This is a genomic window from Sphingomonas sp. BK345, assembly GCF_014193845.1.
In the GTDB taxonomy this organism is placed as follows: Bacteria; Pseudomonadota; Alphaproteobacteria; order Sphingomonadales; family Sphingomonadaceae; genus Sphingomonas.
This window is the reverse complement of sequence record NZ_JACHZX010000014.1, coordinates 1-18633: the sequence shown is the minus strand read 5'-3', so window position 1 is coordinate 18633 and position 18633 is coordinate 1. Positions and strand designations below refer to the sequence as shown.

The following is an 18633-nucleotide window of genomic DNA, read 5'->3' as shown; positions in this document are numbered from 1 at the left end:
ACCAAGTTCGACGCCCGCCGTGCCCACCACGGCTATGGCTACGACTATGGCTATGCCTACGGCCGCACCGACCGTGCCAAGGCCTGAGCACACCAGCGCCGCCGTCCGGCCGCAACGAGATAGATGAGATGAGCCTGAGCGACTGCGAGATCATCAAGCTGCCCAAGATATCCGACCCGCGCGGTAATCTGACCTTCGTCGAGGGGGGGGTGCATATTCCCTTCGCCATCGAGCGAGTTTACTATCTGTACGACGTGCCCGGCGGCGAGGCGCGTGGCGCCCACGCGCACAAGGCGCTGCACCAGCTGATGGTCGCGGTCTCGGGCAGCTTCAGCGTCACCCTCGACGACGGGGCCGAGCGGAAGACCTTCTTCCTCAACAACCCCTACACGGCGCTGTACATCTGCCCGATGATCTGGCGCGAGCTGCACGACTTCTCGTCGGGTTCGGTATGCATGGTGCTGGCCTCGGCGCGCTACGACGAGGCCGACTATTACCGCGACTATGCGCTGTTCCAGCAGGCGGGGGCGGCGCGATGATCAAGTTCCTCGACCTCCAGGCCGTGAACGCGCGGTTCGAGCCCGCGCTGCGCGAGGCGATGCAGCGGGTCCTGTCCTCCGGCTGGTATGTCCTGGCATCGGAATGCGAGGCGTTCGAGGCGGAGTTCGCGCGCTTCTGCGGCGCCGACCAGTGCGTCTCCGTCGCCAACGGGCTGGACGCGCTGGTCCTGACGCTGCGCGCGATGGGTATCGGGCCGGGCGACGAGGTGCTGGTCCCGTCCAACACCTTCATTGCCACCTGGCTGGCGGTGACCCAGGTGGGTGCGACGCCGGTGCCGGTCGAGCCGGTCGAGGCGACCTACAACATGGATCCGGCGTGCCTCGGTGCCGCGGTGACGGCCCGCACCCGCGCGATCATCCCGGTGCATCTCTATGGCCAGCCCGCCGAGCTCGACCCCATCCTGGCGTTCGCGCGCGAGCGCGGCCTACGCGTGATCGAGGACGCCGCGCAGGCGCATGGCGCGCGCTACCACGGCCAAACGATCGGCGCGCGCGCCGATGCCGCCTGCTGGAGCTTCTATCCCGGCAAGAACCTGGGTGCGCTGGGCGATGGCGGCGCCGTCACGACCAACGACGCGGCGCTCGCGGGGCGGCTGCGCACGCTGCGCAACTACGGCTCGTCGACCAAATACCACCACGACGAGATCGGTAGCAACTCGCGACTCGACGAGCTTCAGGCCGCGATCCTGCGCGTCAAGCTGGCGGCGCTGCCCGGCGACAACGCGCGCCGCGCCGCGATCGCGCGCGCCTATGACGCGGGCCTGGCCGACCTGCCGCTGGTGTTGCCGACGGTGCCGCCCCACATCGATCCCGTGTGGCACCTCTATGTCGTCCGCCACCCGCGCCGCGACATGCTCGCGCGGCGCCTGGCCGAGGCCGGGGTGATGACGGTCATCCACTACCCGGTCGCGCCGCACCTGCAGCCGGCCTATGCCACGCTGGGGATCGCGCGCGGCACGCTGCCGTTGGCGGAGCGGCTGCAGGACGAGGTGCTGAGCCTGCCGATCGGTCCGACGCAGAGCGACGCGGAGACCGCCGCCGTCGTCCGGATCGTGCGCGACTGCGTCGGCGCGCTCTGAGCAGCCGCGGCGAACCGCACCGGCGATGAATCTGATCCGGACCTCGCTACTCAGCCTCGTGTCGACATCGGTCAAGATGGTCGCGGGCCTGGTGGTGAGCAAGACCGTGGCGCTGATCGCCGGGCCGCCCGGGCTGGCGGTGGTTGGGCAGTTCCAGAATTTCGTCCAGATCGCGCTGACCGCGGCCAAGGGCGGGATGGACACCGGCGTCACCAAATATACCGCAGAGTTCGGTGGCGACCTCGAGCGGCAGCGCACCTTCCTCAGCACCGCCGCGGCGCTGGGCGCGCTGACCTGTCTGGCGGTCGCGGCGGTGCTGCTCCTCGCGGCGCCCGCGCTCGCGCGCTACTTCCTCCAGACGGCGGCCTATGCGCCGGTGATCCGGCTGCTCGGCGTGACGATCGCGCTGTTCGTGCTCAACAGCTTCATCCTCGCGATCATCAACGGCCTGCACGAGATCCGGACCTATGTCGCGATCAACATCGCGCAGAGTCTGCTCACGCTGATCATCACGGTCGCGCTGACCTCCTGGCTCGGTCTGATCGGCGCGCTGGTCGCGCTGGCGGTCAACCAATCGCTGGTGCTGGTGGTGGTGCTCTGGGCAGTGCGGGGGCATGCGCTGATCCGCTGGGCCAACTTCCGCCGCGGCATCGACCGGGCGGACGCGGTGCGGCTGGTCAAGTTCAGCGCGATGACGATCGTCAGCGCGATCGCCGCGCCGGTGACCGCGATCGCGGTGCGCGGGCAGGTCATGACGGTGCTCGGCGCCGACGCGGCGGGATGGTGGCAGGCGATGTGGTTCGTCGCCTCGGTCTATCTCACCGCCGTGACGACCAGCCTGTCGGTCTATTACCTGCCCAAATTGTCGGCCACGGTCGACCCGGCCGCGCTCCGCGCCGAGCTGCGCGGCGGCTTCGTGATCGTCATGCCGATCGTGATGGTCTCGGCGCTGACGCTCTATCTCGCGCGCGACCTCGTCGTACGGCTGCTGTTCACCGAGGCGTTCCTGCCGATGCGAGGGCTGTTCGGCTGGATGCTGCTGGGCGACGTCGTCAAGATGGCGTCGTGGCTGCTTTCCTATCTGATGCTGGCCAAGGCGATGACGCGCGCGTTCCTGGTCACCGAGATCCTGTTCTCGGCGCTGTTCGTCGGGCTGGCGTCGGCCGCGATCCGGCGGTACGGGCTCGACGGTGCCGCTTATGCCTACACCGCAACCTATGTCCTGTACTTCGGCGCGGTAGCGATGGTGACCCGCCGAATCTGGCTGCCGGAGCGTCGCTGATGCTCGACGTCTTCATCCCGTCCTACAATCACGCCGGCTTCGTGGTCGACGCGATAGAGAGCGTGCGGCGCATCAGTGTTCCCAGACACATCTATGTCATCGATGACGCGTCGAGCGACGGTTCGGTCGCGGTGATCGAGCGCCATCTCGCGGCGAGCGGGGCCGACGACGTGATCTTCCTCCGCAAGCCCGAGAACCGCGGCGCGATCGACTCCATGCTGATGTTCCTGGAACGCTGCCAGGGCGACTATGTGTACACGCTCGCCTCGGACGACCTGGCGGTCGCGGCGGGGATCGACGCGCTCGTCACCCGGCTCGCGGCGCAGCCGGCGCTCGGCTTCATCATCGGGGGCGGGGTGAACCTGTTCGCCGACGGCGCAACCACCCCGCTCTACGGGCGCAAGCATGACGCGCTGTTCGCCAGCCCGCCGGACCGTCTCGCCGCGGCGATGTTCCTCTCCGATCCCAGCCCGCTGCTGTGCCAGTCCAGCGTCTTCCGCCGCAGTGCGCTGCGCGCCGCCGACGCGCTCGACCCCGGCATCGTGGCCGACGATTACGCAATCTTCGGCAAGCTGTTCCGGTGCTTCAATCGGCGCGGCGAGACGTTCGACTTCCGGCCCGAGATCGCCTGCGTGCGCTACCGTCATCATGGCAGCAACAGCTATCGCCGGCTGCTGCGACAGGCGGTGACCCACACGCAGGTCATTGAGAAGGTCGCGCCGGCGCCGATCCGCACCCGCGCGATCGGGTACAAATACGCCTTCCTGCTGCTGGTCGCGCTGCGGCGGCGCCAGTTCGACGTGGTGCGCGAGCTTGCCGCCGCGGTGCCGCCGCGCAGTCGCGGCTGGGCGGCGGCCGGGCTTGTCGTCAACACCTATCAGTGGCTGCGCTACCGGTGAGCGAATTTGAGTTCCTCAACATGGCGGTGTCGCAATGGCCGACCCTGCTCGGCCTCGTCCTGCTGTGCGTCGGCGCGATCTGGCTGGGACTGCGAAAGTATCTTGCCGCCGGCATCTACGACCCGCTCTTCTTCACGTTCGGCGTGGCCTACGGCATCAACTATGGCATCATCCTGCTGCTGGCGGTCAATGGGCTGGTCTCCACCTTCCTCCTGTCCGTCCTCGCCATCTACCCCATCGTCCTGATCGTCGCCTTTCGCTGGTTCTCGTCGGGCGAGCGCCCGTCACTGCTGTTCCGCGCGACCCAGCTGGTCGCGCAGCCCCAGCTGGGCGGCCCGGTCTTCTGCGTGGCACTGGCGAGTTACCTGGGGCTGACCTACCTGATCGGATCGACCATCGGCTTCGGCCTGTTCGCGGAAACCAACCGCTTCGACGCCGCGCGCGGCTATGGCGTGATCATCCGCGTGCTCGACTGCCTCACGCCTTTCATCATCTCGTTCATGACGCTCCTCGGCCTCAAGAACCGTCACCTGACCGTCTTGATGGTGCCGCTGGTGACGTCGTTCATCCTGCTCGCCGCGGTGGTGAACGGTGCCAAGGTCTCGGTGCTGTTCGGCTTCGTCACCGTGCTGGTCACGCTCTTCGTCGCTCGGCAAGGCTTTCGCATCGCGCCCTGGAAGGTTGCGCTGGCAATGGCGTTCGGTCTGGCGTTCTCGCTCCTCGCGCTGAAGGTCAATCTCGACAAAAACAACGTCGCCGACCAGAATAACGCGCCGCTGTCGAACGTCTCGAACCTCGTCGTCGTGCGGCTGATCTACCGGGTCATCGCGTTCGGTGACACCAGCTACCTGGTGCTGCCCAACGACATCATCGATCACCTCAAGACCGACTCGCTCGCGGTTCGCTTCGCCGCGCCGATCGTGGGCAACACCAATCTCAGCGGCTATCTCGGCTACGACGTCAGCGACTATACCGTCGGTCGCCAGGCCGTGCTGGTGCAGACCGCCGACACGGCGGTGTTCGGCGGTCCGACGAGCCACTACGACCTGTTCGCCTATGTCTACCTCGGCGCGTTCGGGGGCGGCGTATTCGTGTTCGTGATGGGCGCGCTGCTTGGGCTGCTCAACCGCTCGCTGCTGCTGATCAAGCGCGACGCGCTCGAGCGGCGCAACATGTACCTGATCGCGCTGTGCGTCACGCTGTGGAGCCGCGGCGTGCTGATGTTGATGGAGCCGGGGGTCGGCTTCGCCTATCTGGTCGACGCGATCGTCATCTTCCCGGCCTTCTCGCTGATGTGCAGCGTCGTCGCTGGCGCCGCCGGTCGTCCGGGCGCGGCCGATGCCGCCTGAGCCGGACACGGGCGGGACCGCGGTGATCGCGGTGATCGTCGCCTATCAGTCGAACCTCGACACGCTCGCGCAGATCGCGGCGCGGCTGCGGCCGCAGTGCGCGATCATCGTCGTCGACAACAGCCCCGACGCGGCGCACGCCGGCACGATCTCGGCGTGGGCTGCGACCACGGAGGTCGACTATGTCGCGATGGGAGGCAATAGCGGCATCGGTGCGGCGCAGAACCGCGGCATCGCGCGTGCCTGGGCCCGCGGTGCCGACGCCGTGCTGCTGCTCGACGACGACAGCCTGCCGCCGCCCCACCTGGTCGAACGACTGCTCGACGGCGCCGCCGCGGCGGGCCCCGACGCGGTGGTCGGCGCCAATGCCGTGGATGCTGACGGTAGCGAGATCAGCAACGTGCGTGGTGTGCCGGGCGCGTTGCCGCACTGCCGCGACCTGATGAGCTCGGGCACGCTGATCCGCCGCGCGATCTTCGAGCGTGTCGGGCCGTTCGACGAGGGGCTCTTCATCGACGGCGTGGACTTCGAGTGGGGCTGGCGCGCGCAACGCCTTGGGGTGTCCCTGTATGTCTGTCGCGCCACCGCGATCATCCACCGGCTCGGCCAGGGACGCGCCGCGGGCGCCGGCATACCAGCGCCGATCCGGCATTATTTCCAGTATCGCAATATGATCAGGCTGATCGGCGCGCGCGTGACGCCATGGCGCTGGCGCGTCGAACAGATGGTGAAGCTGCCGCTGAAGCTCGTCCTGATCCTCTTGTTCATGCCGCGCGCCGGGGTGCGGCTGCGGCATGCGGCGGCAGGGATCCGCGACGGCCTGCGCGGGCGCGACGGCCCTGCGCCCGGCCCGCGCGGGGCGCGTGCATGAGCGGCGCGTCGTCGGTGACCCGACCCGTGGCGGCCGGCGACGGAGCGCGTCCCGTCGTCGCCGTGCTGATGTGCGTGCACGCGGGCGCGGATCCGGCGCATTTCGCCGCGGCGCTCGCCAGCCTGCAGCAGCAGAGCTACTCGGCACTGCGGCTCTTCGTCTACGTGGACGGGCCGGTCGGTGTCGCGCACGAGGCGGTGCTGGCGCGGCTGCGCCCCGGATCAGGCGGCGACCGGCTGCTGCGCGGCGAGCGCCCGGCGGGGTTGCCGACAGGGCTCAACGCGCTGATCGACGCCGCGCTGGACGACCCCTCTGTCGCGTTGCTGGCGCGCATGGACGCGGACGATATCGCGGTGCCGGAGCGGATGGAGCATCAGGTGCGCTTCCTTGCCGAGCGGCCTGAGGTGGACGCAGCCGGCTCGTGGTGCATCGAGTTCAGCGAGGACGGCGTCCCGCTGTTCCACAAACGGCTGCCGCTCGACCATGCGGCGCTCACTCGTTTCATGCTCTACCGCAGCCCATTCAATCATCCCACCGTGATGGTGCGGCGTGCGGTATTCGCGAGCGGCCTGCGCTACGACGCGCGGCTCCGCGTGATGCAGGACTATGATCTGTGGGCGCGCATGGTCATCGCCGGCTACACGCTCGGCAACGTGCCGGCGTACCTGCTCTGGTTCCGGGTCGAGCAGGATTTCTACAAGCGCCGCGCGGGGCTCAGCCGCGCGCTGCGCGAGATCGCGATGCGGCGCGACTATGCCCGCGCGACCGGGCTGCTGCGGCTCGCCAACTATCCCCGCTACGCCGGGTTGGTCGCGGTCCGCGTCGCGCCGGTGTTTCTCAAGAAGCTGTCGTACAAATATCTGCGAACGGCGTGATCAGAGGCGAGAGTGACTATGCAGTGGCTGCTGGACCGTTTCTCCGCGGCGCCCGACCGTGCCGCCTTCATCCACCGCGACCGCAAGGTGCGCTACGGTGAGGTGATCGCGCTGATCGAGCGCTATCGCGCGTTGCTGCGTGACCGCGGGCTGGTGCGCGGCGACCGCGCGGTGGTGCTGGGCGACTATTCGCCCGAGCTTTTCTGCATGCTGATCGCGCTGGCGCTGGAGGGTGGGATCGTCATACCGCTCTCGCGTGAGGCAGTGGTCGAGCGCGCCAGCGCGCTCGCGATCTCGGGCTGCGAGTGGCTGATCGACTATGATGAGGCCGGCGTCTCCGCCACGGTGTCGCGGCACGAGGTCGCCGCAGAGAGTCCGCTGCTGGCCGCGCTGCGCGCGAGCGGGCACCCGGGCCTGTTGCTGTTTTCCTCGGGATCGACCGGCCGCCCTAAGGCGATCCTGCACGATTTCGACCGCGTCGCCGCCAAATTCATCAAGCAGCGCGCCGCCGTGATTGCCATACCCTTCCTGATGATCGACCATTTCGGCGGCATCAACACCATCCTCGGGATCGTCGCCAGCCTCGGCACCGTGGTGACCGTCGCGAACCGCGGTATCGACAGCATCTGCCGCGCGATCGAGACGCATCGCGTCGAGCTGCTGCCGACGACGCCGTCGTTCCTGACCATGCTGATGGCGTCCGGGTTGGACGGCGACTATGACCTTTCCTCGCTCAAGCGCATCACTTACGGCACCGAGGTGATGCCACAGGGCACGCTCGACCGCGTCCGCCAGCGCTTCCCCGGCGTGATGCTGCAGCAGACCTACGGCCTGTCGGAGGTGGGAGTGATGCGCTCGCAGTCGCGCGACGACGGCTCGCTGTGGGTGCGCATCGGTGGCGAAGGATTTCAGACCAAGGTCGTCGACGATATCCTGTGGATCCGATCGGACTATGCGATGCTGGGCTATCTCAACGCCCCGTCCGAGTTCGACGCAGATGGCTGGTTCAACACGCAGGATCGCGTCGAGGTCGACGGCGACTATTTTCGCATCCTCGGACGCGTCACCGATCTGATCAACGTCGGCGGGCAGAAAGTCTATCCCGCCGAGGTGGAGGAGGTGATCCTCGGGCTCGACAATGTCGCCGACGTGGCGGTCTATGGTGAGGCGCACCCGCTTCTGGGCCAGGTGGTGGTCGCCAAGGTGCTGACCAGCGCGCCTGAGGGCGTGATCGATCTCAAGCGCCGGATCCGCGCCGCCTGCGGCGCCGCGCTGACCAACTACAAGGTGCCGGCCAAGGTGCTGCTCGCGGACGGCCCGCTCTACACCGCGCGCCAGAAGAAGCGCCGCGCGTGAGCGCAGCGGAGGCGGCCCGATCCCGCTCGCTCGGGCCGCTTCCTCGGCTCAGCCCTGCGCGAGCTGCTCCTCGACGACCAGCCGGATCAGCGGCCAGGAGGTGATGTTGGCCGCCTCCTCGTCGGGGATGGAGATGCCGAAGCTGTCCTCGATCGCGAGCACCAGCGTCATGTGGCGCAGCGAGTCCCACTGCTCGACGGTGTCCATGCTGAAATCGGGACCGATGCTCGCGACGTCGGCCGCAAGGACGTCCGCCACCACCTGTTTCAACTTGTCTTCGTCAAGCATCGGTAACCTTCACCCAAGAGGAGGCCGGCGGCGTGAGGCCGGCGACCGGGTGGCTGTAGCGCGTGCCCGCGCCACTGTCATCCGCGCGCCCGAGCCCGAGCCGATCGTAGAAGTCGGCTACCTGCGCATTCTTGGCGGTCGGGTGATAATCGGCCTCGATCGCCGCCACCCCGCGCTCGGCGAGATGATCCGCCAGCCGCGACCAGATGGCGAACTCGACCCCTTGGCCGAGCACGCGACAGCTCATCAGGAAATTCTCGATGACCGCGCGATCTCCCTCGTATCGCACCGCGATCACCCCGGTCAGCCCGGCCTCGCCGAACCGGTTGCGGACCGTGATCGAGAAGATGTCCGCATCGGGGGCCGCCATCAGCTGCTCGACCTCGCCCTGCGTGTAGCGCCGCGTGGTCAGGTTGAACTGGTTCGACTTCTGTGACAGCTCGGCGATGCGCGGCGCCTCGGACGGGCGATTGCGGTGCAGCGCGGCCTCCAGTCCGAGCGAGGCGAGATACTCCTCGTGCGTGGCGAACGATGCCTTGGCCTCGCTCGCCGCAGCGCGCAGGCGATATTGTTCGGTCTTGGACTGGCTCTCGGCACGCGCGCCGGCACCCAGGAACAGGCGCGCGATCTCGTCCAGCACCGCGGGGTAGTCGGTCAACTGGGCCGGCACCTGATAGACGGTGACCTGCGGCAGCCGCGCCCGCACCGCCTCCACCTCGACCGCCGAATCGTCGAGGAAGACCATGCTGTCCAGCCCGATGTTGAGCTCCTCGCCGAGTGCGACCAGGTTGCTCACCTTGTCCGCCCAGTTGACGCGCCGGGCGACGATCTGCTCCTCGCGCAGCACCATATGCGGGTGGCGCGCCATGACGTCGGCGACATCGGCGGGATTGTTCTTGGTGCACAGGCACAGCAGCACGCCCTGGCGCTCGAGCGCGGCGATCGCCTGCTGCACGCGCCAGAACACAGCGCCGGGATAATCGAACGGATCGAGCCGGATGCCGTCGATCAGATCCTCGCCGATGACGCCGCCCCACAGGGTGTTGTCGCAGTCAAGGACAAGCGCCTTGAGGAAGCGCGTGCCGAACCCGCGGGTGCCCGCGGCGAGCCGGCGCGCCAGGTCGGATAGCAGCGCGGCGGCATAGGGAGCTTTCGCGCGATAGTAGAAGCGGCGGTCGAAAGCGGCCTCGCGCCCGACCGCGGTGACCGACCGGCCGACGTCGATCAGTTGCACGTTGGCGTGCGGTGCGGCCTCGGCGCGAAGCATCGTGTTGAGCTGCTCGACCGTGTCCGCCACCGCATCCTGCCCGTCGGGCAGCGATGACTCGCCGAAGCGGTGATAGAGGCCGACGTGTATCGACGTGAAACGCCGTCCTGCCGCCAGCGCGAGGCGGTAGCGTGAGCGCAACTCATCCTCGAGCGCGTCGCGTTCCTCCAGCGATCGGGTCGCCGCCTGCGCCTCGAACGCGGGTTGGACGTTGTCGAGGAAAGGGAGCAGGACGACGCGCTGGACGCCCGCCGCGGCGAAGCGCTCGACGTCGCCGATCGGATCGTCGTAATTGCCCACGACGATGCGCGCGCGCAGTCCGGCGAGCGCGGCCTCGCGCCGCAGGAACAGGCCGAGCAGGTCGATCGTGACGTTCGCCGAGAGGCCGATCACGACCTCGGGCGCCGCGGCTAGCTCGACCTCGGCGGCCGCCAGCGCCTTCATCAGCCCGGCGATCGGCGTCCTGCCGTCGCCCAACAATGCCCGCGTCTCAGGCGACAGCGTCATGGCATCGCCATCCCGCCGTTGACTCGCATCGTCTGGCCGGTGACGAAACCCGCCTCGTCGGAGACCAGATGCGTCACCGCGGCCGCGACGTCGGCGGGGGTCGCCAACCGGCGCAGCGGCGTCTGCCGCGCGACCAGGAGCTGCGCCTTCTCGGGCACGTCACCGATCAGCGGCGTCTCGGTCATGCCCGGAGCGACGTTGTTGACGGTGATGCCGCTCGGACCGAGCTCTGCGGCGAGATAGCGCGTCAGCATCGCGGCCGAGGCCTTGGCGACGGCGTAGCTGGTCCAGCCCGAGGAAGGCGGCCCCTCGGTCACCTGTGAGCTGATCGTGACGATGCGGCCCCATCGCGCCGCGGCCATGCCGGGCACGCAGCGCTCGATCATCAGGAAGGCGCCCTTGAGCTGCACGTCAAGCTGCGCCTGGAAATCGGCCCATTCCAGCTTGGCGAACGGCTTGGCATTGATCTTGGGCGAGGCGTTGTTGACGAGGATGTCGACGGCGCCAAATCCGCGCAGCGCCGCCTCGTGGAGCCGCGCGGCGCCCTCTTCCGTCGCGATGTCCGCGGCCACGGCGATCGCGCGCCGATCGTCGCGGTTGAGCTCGGCGGCCAGTGCCTCCGCGCGCGCCGGATCGCGGCGATAGTTGATCACCACCCGAATGCCCGCGGCGGCGAGGCGGCGGCAGATGGCGGCACCGATCCCGCCCGCGCCGCCCGTTACCACCGCCACCCGCGGCCGATCAGCGGCGGCCGACGCGACCGGGCGCGGGCGCGCCGCGAGCAGCTTCACCTTGCCCTGGCCGGTCAGCACTGTCTGTTTGTTCTGGTTGACGATCACCGTGTCGAGCTCGAGCAGGCGGTCGCGCTCGTGCTTGGCGGCGACGGTGCAGCTCACGGTCAGCTCGTCACCGAGCCGCACCGGCAGCAGGAAGTCGAAGCTCTGTGACACCCACAGCGCCCCGGGTCCCGGCAGCTGCGTGCCGATCACGGTCGAGATGAAGCTGGCGCCCAGCATACCGTGGACGACGATGTCCTTGAACGAGGTCTCCTCGGCGAAGGCACGATCGACGTGGAGCGGGTTGTCGTCGCCGGTCATCTCGACGAAGCGGCGGACGTCCGCCGCGCCGATCAGCCGGACCAGCGAGCGGGTCTCCCCGACCGTGATAGCATCGAAGTCGGCGAACATGTCAGCGTGCCCCGTCGCGCGGCATGTGCCACGTCCAGACGCTCGCGCCGAAGTTGAAGCCGGCACCGACCGCGGCGAGCAGCACCGTCTGCCCCTCGCGCAGCAGCCCCTGCTCGACCGCCTCGCTGAGCGCGATCGCGAGCGAGGCCGCACCGGTATTGCCGATCTCGCGCACGTTGGTGAAGGTGCGCGACATGTCCAGCCGCATCTTGCGAACGATATAGTCGATCAGATTGTAATTGGCTTGGTGGAAGATCATGAAGTCGATGTCGCCGAGCTCCACCCCGCTCTTCGCGCACGCCGCCTTGATCACCTTGGGCATGTGCGTGATCGCCTGTTTCCAGGTCGCGATCCCATTCATCTCCATATGATCCACCGCCGGGTCATAGCTGCGGCCGATCATGCCGTGGCTCGATCCGCCGCCGCGCATCCGCACCGCCTCGAAATTGGAGGCGTCGGTGAAGAAGGCGCTGGCCTTGATGCCGTGCTCGGGGGCGGCGCGCGACAGCACCGCGGCGCCGGCGCCGTCGCTGAGGTAGATCGCGGTGTTGACGTCGCGGCGATCGATGTAGCGGCTGCACAGCTCGACCCCGATGACGAGCGCGTGGCGCACGCTGGGATCGACCCGCATGCGGTCCGACGCGGTGGTCAGGCCGGTGACGAAACCCGTGCAATTGGCCTGCAGGTCGAAGATCTGTGCGTCGGCCGCGCCGAGTTCGAGCTGAACCTTCGCCGACACCGGCGGGAAGATATAGTCGCCCGAGAAGGTGCACACGATGATGAGGTCGATCTCGCTCGCCGGCACGTCGGCCATCGCCAGCGCGCGCCGCGCCGCCGCCACGGCATAGCCCGAGGCGCTGTCGTCGGGGGCGGCGATGTAGCGGCGCTGGATACCGGTCTTCTCGACGATCCACTCGGGCGTGACGTCGAGGTTGCGGCAGAGCGCCTCATTGTCCTCCCACGCCGCGGGCAGGTGATGGCCAACGCCGGATATGCAGATGCCGTGCTCAAACATGGATCGGTGAGGTCCCCGCGTCGGATCGTTGGCCGATGAACGCGCGCAAACGCGCATTGTCCCGCTTGATCGCGGTCCCCGCGCCGCCACGACCATGGCCCGGCAGCAGCGTGTAGCGATCAAGGTCATCCCATAGCGACCTGATGCTCTCACGCAATCGCGTCGGGTCCTCGCCCGGCAGCTTGGACAGGCCGACGCCCTCTGCGAACAGCGTGTCGCCGGTGAACAGGTGCGATCCCCACTCGATCACGCAGCTTCCCGGCGTGTGGCCGGGAGTGAGGCGATAGCGCAGCGTCGTCTGCCCGAACGCGAAGGTGGCTCCGTCTTCCGTCGGCGTGAGCGCGGGCAACCGGATCCGCTCCTCCAGCTTCATCGCCATCAGCATGAAATTGTTCGTCCGCGCGATCTTCACGTCGGCGGGGTGGAGATGCACCGGCGTGCCGTAGCGTTCCTGGAACACGCTTGCCGACCCGATGTGGTCGAAGTGTCCGTGAGTGCAGAAGACGTGCGTCGGACGGAGGCCGAGCGTCTGCAGCGCCGTCTCGATCGGCACCGGATCAAGCCCGACGTCGACGAGCAGCGCCTCGCCGGAGGTCACGGTGGCGCAGATGTAGCTGTTTGACGGGAAGCTGCCACCGCGCACCGCCCATATGCCCGGGCCGACCTCCAGCACCTCAGTTCACTCCACCCAGCCAGATCGTCTGCGCCGTGATATAGCCGCTCCGCTCGGACAGCAGGAAGTCGATGACGTTGAGGATATCGTCGGCCGCGGCGAAGCGCGGGACGGGGAGGCGGTCGATGATCGCGGCCACCTTGTCGCGCGGCAGCTGCGCCAGCATGTCGCTGTCGATCGCGGTCACCGCGAGCGTGTTGCAGGTGACGCCCAGCGGCCCCAGCTCTTTCGCCAGCACGTTGGCCAGCGTCGCGACGCCGGCCTTGGTCGCGGCGTAGATCGAGTCGCCGATGGGCTCGAGCGAGGCCGCCATCGAACCGATGTTGACGATCCGGCCCCAGCGCAGCCGACGCATCATCTTGGCCGCCTCGCGACTCACCAGGAAGGGGCCGAGCAGGTTGACGTTCAGCATCTCCTGCGCCGCGGAGGGCGGCATGATCATCGCATATTGCGACGTCAGTACCGCGGCATTGTTGATCACGATCGCGACCGGGCCGACGTCGCGCGCGATCGCGCCGAAAGCGCGCTGCACCATGGCGGCGTCGGCGACGTCGACCTGATAGTGGCGATACGCCGGGTGATCGATCGTCGCCTCGCCGCGGGCGAAGCCGACCACTGTCGCGCCGCGCGCGAGCAGGTGCTCGGCGACGAGCTGACCGACACCGCGGCGGCTGCCGGTGACGAGCGCGATCCTGCCCTGCAGGTCCATCGCGGCGCGGCTCAGCCCTGCAGCGAGACGATGTAGGCGGCGAGCGTCTGCGGGTCACGGAACGGCGAGACCGGCTGGTTGATCGCGCGATCGTCGGTAAGGCTGACCGGCTGCCCGATCGCCTCCGACGCCTCAGCCTCGACGTCGACGATCACCGAGACCAGCGAGAGCGAGTCGATCACCGCGTCGGCGCCGAACAGCTGCGTGTGCGGGGTGATGTCTACCGGCGTGTCGAGCTCCTCGTTGAGCCGCTCGAGCGCGCGATAGACGATCTGAAGCGCTTCATCCTGCGTCATATATGATCTCCCGTCATGGTGCGACTTGCCCCAGCCTGATCAATGCCTCGAGGCGGGGCAGGGTATCGCGCCGATATTCGTCCACCAGCAGCGCGAAGATGAGCGCGTCCTGGAAGCGGCCGTCGATGAAATAATGCTGCCGCATGCGGCCTTCCTCGCGCATGCCGAGGTAGCGCTGCCACGTGATCATGCGTCGGTTCTCCGACGCGATCGTGCCGTGCACGCGCACCAGATCGAGCCGGTCGAAGGCGAGCTCGTATAGCAATTTCATCGCTTCCACCGCGGCTGGCAGCCCGCGCACCGCGAGCTCGTCGCCGATCAGGAATCGTCCCGGTTCGGCGTGACGGTTCACCGGGTCGATGCCGACGAGCGACAGCATCCCCACCGGGAGCCCGTCGTGCCGCTCGATGACGAAGTTGCGCTCGTTGGCCGGGCGCGAGCGGATCCACGCCGCCTGTTGCTCGACCGAGCCGGCCGCCTGGTTGAGCAGTCGCGCGCGCGACCCGCTGCGCCAGTGATGCGTGAGTGCCGCGTCCCCGACCCGCAGCGGCCGCAGGGTGACGAACCGGCCGGTCAGAGTCTCACCGTCCATCAGGCGACGACGAAGGCGGCGGCGAGCGGGACGGGCACGCCGGCGCGCGGCGGCGCATAGGCCTGACCGACCCAATATTGCTCGACGACGAACCCTGCCGCGATCAGTTGCGCTTCGACCTCGGCGGGGCTGCGATAGAGATAGATGTGGTCGGTGTGCGCCGCGTTGAGCGCCGCGGTGATGAACGCCTTGCCGGTCGGCGCCAGGACGCGCCGGAGCGCGCGCAGGAAAGCAGTCGGATCTTCGAGATGCTCCAGCACCTCGACGCAGATCAGCGCCGGTGCCGAGGCCGCAGGCGTGTCCACCGTGGCGTCCTCGAGCCGGACGGCGTAGCGGTCGCCGAGATCGAAGGCGGCCATCTGCCGCTCGGCGAAGCGCTGGGACGAGACGCTGATGTCGATGCCCTGTCCGGTCGCGCCGGGCAGGCGCTGCAGCGCCAGGCGTGAGTAGAGCCCGGTGCCGACCCCAACCTCGACGAACCGGTCGATCCCCGCCACGCGCAGGTGATCGACGAACGCGGTCTCGAAGAACTGGACCTGGCGGTAGTGATGCGTCCAGAGATAATGTGACAGGAACAGGCCGGGCAGGTATTCCGCCTGCATATAAGCCTCGTTGTGATAGACTTCCGCCGCGGCTTGCGCATAGGTCTTGCTCTTATACTCCCCCGAGAGCTCGAAGCGCGCCTGGAGGCGCAGCGACGTCATCGCGAAGGCGGCATAGCCGCGGATCGCGGCGGCGCGCTCCTCTGCGGTGCGGAACATGCGGCCTAGCGCTTCCTCGAAGGCCTGCGCCCAGTCGTCGCCGAAAGCGTTATAAGCGCGATCGACGATATCGGCGGAGAAGCGGTGATCGCTCCTGAACGCGTCGCGCATCGCCACCAGCAGTGGAAAGGAGCCGATATCGCGCGAGATCATGGAAGAAGCCTAGTCTGACCAGGTGCGCGACGGGGCGCCGGGAGGCAGCGCTGTTAGCTCAGCCCGCCGTCTTGTGTAAAGCGGCGGCGACGGCCAATTCGATGCTGGGCCGGCGGCGTCGCCGTGCTAGGGCGCGGCCCGCGTGCGCCGGACGGTCGCGGCGCGCCGCGCGGCGGGAGAGAGCAGATGTGCGGAATTGCCGGGTTCCTGGTCGCGGGCGGGCTCGACGCCGCGGCCGAGCATCGTCTCGGCGCGATGACCGGCGCGATCGCGCACCGCGGACCCGACGGGGCCGGGTGCTGGCTCGATCCGGCCGAGGGCATCGCCCTGGGCCACCGGCGCCTCGCGATCATCGACCTCTCGCCCGCAGGGCACCAGCCGATGCCGTCGGCGTCGGGCCGCTACATGATCGCCTATAACGGCGAGATCTACAATCACCGCGCGCTGCGCGAGCGGCTCGAACGCGACGGGCACGCCCCTGTGATGCGCGGCCATTCCGATACCGAGGTGCTGCTCGCCTGCGTGGATGCATGGGGGTTGGACGCGACACTGGCACAGCTCAACGGCATGTTCGCCTTCGCGCTGTGGGACCGGCGCGAGCGCCGTCTGATCCTGGCGCGCGACCGCACCGGCGAGAAGCCGCTCTATTATGGCCAACACGGCGACACGCTGCTGTTCGGCTCGGAGCTCAAGGCACTCACCGCGCATCCCGCGTTCGAGAAGCGGATCGATCGCGCCGCACTCGCGGCCTTCATGCGGCTCGGCTATGTCCCCGCGCCGGCCAGCATCTGGGCCGGCATCCGTAAGCTGCCCCCGGCGCATGTGATCGAGATCGCGGCGGACGACCGGTCGGAGCCGGCACCGCGCTGCTATTGGGACCTCGCCGCGGTCGCCGCGGCCGGGGTCGAGGCGCCAGCCGCCGACACGCCCGCGCTCGTCGACGAGCTCGAGGCGCTGCTGCGCGACTCGGTCGCGCTGCGGATGGAGGCGGACGTGCCGCTCGGCGGCTTCCTGTCCGGCGGCGTCGACTCCTCGCTGATCACCGCGCTGATGCAGGCGCAGTCGACGCGCCCGGTGCGGACCTTCTCGATCGGCTTCGCCGACGGCGGCTACGACGAGTCAGCCCACGCCCGCGCGGTCGCGGCGCATCTCGCGACGGATCACCACGAGTTCATCCTCACCGCCGCCGAGGCGCGCGCGGTGCTGCCGCAGCTGCCGGCGATCTGGGACGAGCCGTTTGCCGACACCTCGCAGATCCCCACCTACCTCGTCAGCCAGCTGGCGCGCGCCGAGGTCACCGTCGCGCTGACCGGCGACGGCGGTGATGAGCTGTTCGCAGGCTACAACCGCCATACCATCGGGGCCCGGATCTGGCGTTATTCCGAGCGGCTGCCGATGCCGCTGCGTCGCGGCATGGAGGCCACGCTGTCGGCGTCGCTGGTCGACCGGCTGGTGCACGGCCTGTCGCGCGCGACCGGGATCGGCCGTGACGTCGCCGCCCTGACCGAGCGGATGACCAAGATCGGCGCGGTGATCGGCGCCGACGATCCCGCCCAAGTCTACGCGCGGCTGGTCGCGAAATGGCCCGAAGATGCGACGCCCGTGCTCGACGCGGCACGCGGCGCACGCTCCGACATCCCCTCGTTCGATCTGCAGAACGCCATGCTCTTCATGGACATGACCACCTATCTGCCGGACGACATCCTGGCCAAGGTGGATCGCGCCGCGATGGCGGTGGGCCTCGAGGGCCGGATCCCCTTCCTCGATCATCGCCTGATCGAGTTCGCCTGGCGGGTCCCGCTCTCCGCCAAGATTCGCGACGGTCGCGGCAAGCAGATCGTCCGCGATCTGCTCTACCGCTATGTTCCCCGCTCGCTGATCGATCGCCCGAAGGCCGGGTTTGGCGTACCCGTCGGCGACTGGCTGGTAGCCTCGCTGCGCCCGTGGGCACAGGCGCTGCTCGACCCGGCGCGGCTCCGTGCCGAGGGTCTGCTCGACGCCGACGCGGTGGCCGCGATCTGGGATCGCTTCTGCCGCGGCGAACGATCGCTCCTGCCGAAGCTGTGGTGCGTGCTGATGTTCCAGGCCTGGCTTGAGCATCAGGGGGGAGCGGCCCGTGCCGCGCCGCGCGATCTCGCCGCCTGAGCGCCGGTGCGGTCGAGAAGAGGTCGATATGCCCCAACTTTACGTTTCTGACGCGACTAACTAAGGGACCGCTGATCAGTGGTGGCGGCGGTACTTCGGCATGAAGAGCGGTGTGTGGGTGGGTGGTATGCTGGCGTGCGCGCTGGCCGGGTGCGCGTCGGTCCAACCGCCGCGCCCCAGCGCACAGCTCCGCGTGATCGAGACCGGCGGCGTGATGCCGGCACCGGTGCGCGAGGATCTCACCGCGGGTGACCGGCCGGCGCTGATCGGTCCGCTCGACACGATCGGGGTGGACGTCTTCAACGTCCCCGACCTCAGCCGAGAGCTGCAGGTGGACGCGGGCGGGCGCATCTCGATGCCGCTGGTGGGCACCGTCGACGCGCGCGGCAAGACAGCGAGCGAGCTGGCCGCGGTGATCGAGGCCGCGCTGCGCGGTCGCTACGTGCGCAACCCCGAGGTGACCGTCAACATCAAGAGCTCGGTCAGCCAGGTCGTCACCGTCGACGGCGAGGTCGGCGAGCCGGGCCTCTACCCGGTGACGAACCAGATGACGCTGATGCGCGCGATCGCCTCGGCCAAGGGGCTGTCCGAGTTCGCCCGTCAGGAGGATGTGGTGATTTTGCGGACGGTATCGGGTCGTCGGATGGCGGGATTGTACAACGTGGCGGCGATCCGGCGAGGAGTCTATGAGGATCCGGCGATCTATGCGAACGACGTGATCGTGGTGGGTGATTCGCCGCAGCGTCGGCTGTTCCGTGACGTGGTGTCG

Annotated in this window: 19 protein-coding genes; 10 read left to right on the top strand and 9 right to left on the bottom strand. The window is 68.5% G+C overall.

The genetic code is table 11. From position 1 onward, the window contains the following. Positions 1 to 128: 128 nt before the first annotated feature. From FHY03_RS20590 to FHY03_RS20555, 8 genes are read left to right on the top strand one after another with little or no spacing between them, the layout of a single operon-like run. The gene (locus FHY03_RS20590; protein ID WP_183932302.1) at positions 129 to 539 is read left to right on the top strand and encodes an FdtA/QdtA family cupin domain-containing protein; all 411 of its coding nucleotides are present in this window, start codon (positions 129 to 131) and stop codon (positions 537 to 539) included. Next, a complete protein-coding gene (locus tag FHY03_RS20585; RefSeq protein WP_183932301.1) occupies positions 536 to 1639 on the top strand; it encodes a DegT/DnrJ/EryC1/StrS aminotransferase family protein in 1104 nt (367 codons plus the stop codon). The genes FHY03_RS20590 and FHY03_RS20585 overlap by 4 nt, the downstream gene beginning before the upstream one ends. Positions 1640 to 1664: 25 nt before the next feature. Beyond that, a complete protein-coding gene (locus FHY03_RS20580) occupies positions 1665 to 2921 on the top strand; it encodes an O-antigen translocase (protein WP_183932300.1) in 1257 nt (418 codons plus the stop codon). Further along, complete coding sequence (locus FHY03_RS20575) at positions 2921 to 3820, top strand: glycosyltransferase family 2 protein (RefSeq protein ID WP_183932299.1); 900 nt, start codon at positions 2921 to 2923, stop codon at positions 3818 to 3820. The genes FHY03_RS20580 and FHY03_RS20575 overlap by 1 nt, the downstream gene beginning before the upstream one ends. Then, complete coding sequence (locus FHY03_RS20570; protein ID WP_183932298.1) at positions 3817 to 5169, top strand: hypothetical protein; 1353 nt, start codon at positions 3817 to 3819, stop codon at positions 5167 to 5169. The genes FHY03_RS20575 and FHY03_RS20570 overlap by 4 nt, the downstream gene beginning before the upstream one ends. Continuing rightward, a complete protein-coding gene (locus FHY03_RS20565; protein ID WP_183932297.1) occupies positions 5159 to 6040 on the top strand; it encodes a glycosyltransferase in 882 nt (293 codons plus the stop codon). Before FHY03_RS20570 ends, FHY03_RS20565 begins: the two co-directional genes overlap by 11 nt. Next, positions 6037 to 6915: a glycosyltransferase gene (locus tag FHY03_RS20560; protein ID WP_183932296.1), complete on the top strand. Its 879-nt coding sequence runs from the start codon at positions 6037 to 6039 to the stop codon at positions 6913 to 6915. Before FHY03_RS20565 ends, FHY03_RS20560 begins: the two co-directional genes overlap by 4 nt. 18 nt (positions 6916 to 6933) lie before the next feature. Then, a complete protein-coding gene (locus tag FHY03_RS20555) occupies positions 6934 to 8271 on the top strand; it encodes a class I adenylate-forming enzyme family protein (RefSeq protein ID WP_183932295.1) in 1338 nt (445 codons plus the stop codon). Between the two features lie 48 nt (positions 8272 to 8319). Here the strand turns inward: FHY03_RS20555 and FHY03_RS20550 are convergent, their stop codons facing one another. Genes FHY03_RS20550 through FHY03_RS20510 form a run of 9 tightly spaced genes read right to left on the bottom strand, consistent with a single transcriptional unit; the run spans position 8320 to position 15719 of the window. Further along, a complete protein-coding gene (locus tag FHY03_RS20550) occupies positions 8320 to 8559 on the bottom strand; it encodes an acyl carrier protein (protein ID WP_183932294.1) in 240 nt (79 codons plus the stop codon). Beyond that, the gene (locus FHY03_RS20545) at positions 8552 to 10333 is read right to left on the bottom strand and encodes an HAD family hydrolase (protein ID WP_183932293.1); all 1782 of its coding nucleotides are present in this window, start codon (positions 10331 to 10333) and stop codon (positions 8552 to 8554) included. Before FHY03_RS20545 ends, FHY03_RS20550 begins: the two co-directional genes overlap by 8 nt. Next, complete coding sequence (locus FHY03_RS20540; RefSeq protein ID WP_183932292.1) at positions 10330 to 11520, bottom strand: SDR family oxidoreductase; 1191 nt, start codon at positions 11518 to 11520, stop codon at positions 10330 to 10332. The genes FHY03_RS20545 and FHY03_RS20540 overlap by 4 nt, the downstream gene beginning before the upstream one ends. Before the next feature lies 1 nt (position 11521). Beyond that, entirely contained in the window at positions 11522 to 12535 is a 1014-nt protein-coding gene (locus FHY03_RS20535; protein WP_183932291.1) for a 3-oxoacyl-ACP synthase III family protein, read from the bottom strand. After that, on the bottom strand, positions 12528 to 13208 hold the full coding sequence (locus FHY03_RS20530) for an MBL fold metallo-hydrolase (protein ID WP_183932290.1): 681 nt from the start codon (positions 13206 to 13208) through the stop codon (positions 12528 to 12530). The genes FHY03_RS20535 and FHY03_RS20530 overlap by 8 nt, the downstream gene beginning before the upstream one ends. Before the next feature lies 1 nt (position 13209). Next, positions 13210 to 13917, bottom strand: a complete 708-nt coding sequence (locus FHY03_RS20525) for an SDR family NAD(P)-dependent oxidoreductase (RefSeq protein WP_183932289.1) — start codon at positions 13915 to 13917, stop codon at positions 13210 to 13212. Between the two features lie 11 nt (positions 13918 to 13928). Then, positions 13929 to 14213 carry a hypothetical protein gene (locus tag FHY03_RS20520; RefSeq protein ID WP_183932288.1) on the bottom strand — a complete coding sequence of 95 codons (285 nt, stop codon included), beginning with the start codon at positions 14211 to 14213 and terminating at the stop codon, positions 13929 to 13931. Positions 14214 to 14226: 13 nt separating this feature from the next. Beyond that, complete coding sequence (locus tag FHY03_RS20515; protein ID WP_183932287.1) at positions 14227 to 14805, bottom strand: GNAT family N-acetyltransferase; 579 nt, start codon at positions 14803 to 14805, stop codon at positions 14227 to 14229. Then, positions 14805 to 15719: a bifunctional 2-polyprenyl-6-hydroxyphenol methylase/3-demethylubiquinol 3-O-methyltransferase UbiG gene (locus FHY03_RS20510; protein WP_183932286.1), complete on the bottom strand. Its 915-nt coding sequence runs from the start codon at positions 15717 to 15719 to the stop codon at positions 14805 to 14807. The genes FHY03_RS20515 and FHY03_RS20510 overlap by 1 nt, the downstream gene beginning before the upstream one ends. A 186-nt stretch (positions 15720 to 15905) precedes the next feature. Here FHY03_RS20510 and asnB point away from each other — a divergent pair, with 186 nt between their 5' ends. Further along, complete coding sequence (gene asnB, locus FHY03_RS20505; RefSeq protein ID WP_183932285.1) at positions 15906 to 17864, top strand: asparagine synthase (glutamine-hydrolyzing); 1959 nt, start codon at positions 15906 to 15908, stop codon at positions 17862 to 17864. Positions 17865 to 18057: 193 nt separating this feature from the next. Beyond that, positions 18058 to 18633 (top strand): polysaccharide biosynthesis/export family protein (locus tag FHY03_RS20500; RefSeq protein ID WP_311722528.1); only part of this gene is annotated, 576 nt, incomplete at its 3' end.

Excerpts from the sequence above, each read along its gene's own strand:
- FHY03_RS20590 (WP_183932302.1), top strand. The coding sequence starts at position 129 with ATGAGCCTGAGCGACTGCGAGATCATCAAGCTGCCCAAGATATCCGAC.
- FHY03_RS20585 (WP_183932301.1), top strand. The coding sequence starts at position 536 with ATGATCAAGTTCCTCGACCTCCAGGCCGTGAACGCGCGGTTCGAGCCC.
- FHY03_RS20580 (WP_183932300.1), top strand. The coding sequence starts at position 1,665 with ATGAATCTGATCCGGACCTCGCTACTCAGCCTCGTGTCGACATCGGTC.
- FHY03_RS20575 (WP_183932299.1), top strand. The coding sequence starts at position 2,921 with ATGCTCGACGTCTTCATCCCGTCCTACAATCACGCCGGCTTCGTGGTC.
- FHY03_RS20565 (WP_183932297.1), top strand. The coding sequence starts at position 5,159 with ATGCCGCCTGAGCCGGACACGGGCGGGACCGCGGTGATCGCGGTGATC.
- FHY03_RS20560 (WP_183932296.1), top strand. The coding sequence starts at position 6,037 with ATGAGCGGCGCGTCGTCGGTGACCCGACCCGTGGCGGCCGGCGACGGA.
- FHY03_RS20555 (WP_183932295.1), top strand. The coding sequence starts at position 6,934 with ATGCAGTGGCTGCTGGACCGTTTCTCCGCGGCGCCCGACCGTGCCGCC.
- FHY03_RS20550 (WP_183932294.1), bottom strand. The coding sequence starts at position 8,559 with ATGCTTGACGAAGACAAGTTGAAACAGGTGGTGGCGGACGTCCTTGCG.
- FHY03_RS20545 (WP_183932293.1), bottom strand. The coding sequence starts at position 10,333 with ATGACGCTGTCGCCTGAGACGCGGGCATTGTTGGGCGACGGCAGGACG.
- FHY03_RS20540 (WP_183932292.1), bottom strand. The coding sequence starts at position 11,520 with ATGTTCGCCGACTTCGATGCTATCACGGTCGGGGAGACCCGCTCGCTG.
- FHY03_RS20535 (WP_183932291.1), bottom strand. The coding sequence starts at position 12,535 with ATGTTTGAGCACGGCATCTGCATATCCGGCGTTGGCCATCACCTGCCC.
- FHY03_RS20525 (WP_183932289.1), bottom strand. The coding sequence starts at position 13,917 with ATGGACCTGCAGGGCAGGATCGCGCTCGTCACCGGCAGCCGCCGCGGT.
- FHY03_RS20520 (WP_183932288.1), bottom strand. The coding sequence starts at position 14,213 with ATGACGCAGGATGAAGCGCTTCAGATCGTCTATCGCGCGCTCGAGCGG.
- FHY03_RS20515 (WP_183932287.1), bottom strand. The coding sequence starts at position 14,805 with ATGGACGGTGAGACTCTGACCGGCCGGTTCGTCACCCTGCGGCCGCTG.
- FHY03_RS20510 (WP_183932286.1), bottom strand. The coding sequence starts at position 15,719 with ATGATCTCGCGCGATATCGGCTCCTTTCCACTGCTGGTGGCGATGCGC.
- asnB (WP_183932285.1), top strand. The coding sequence starts at position 15,906 with ATGTGCGGAATTGCCGGGTTCCTGGTCGCGGGCGGGCTCGACGCCGCG.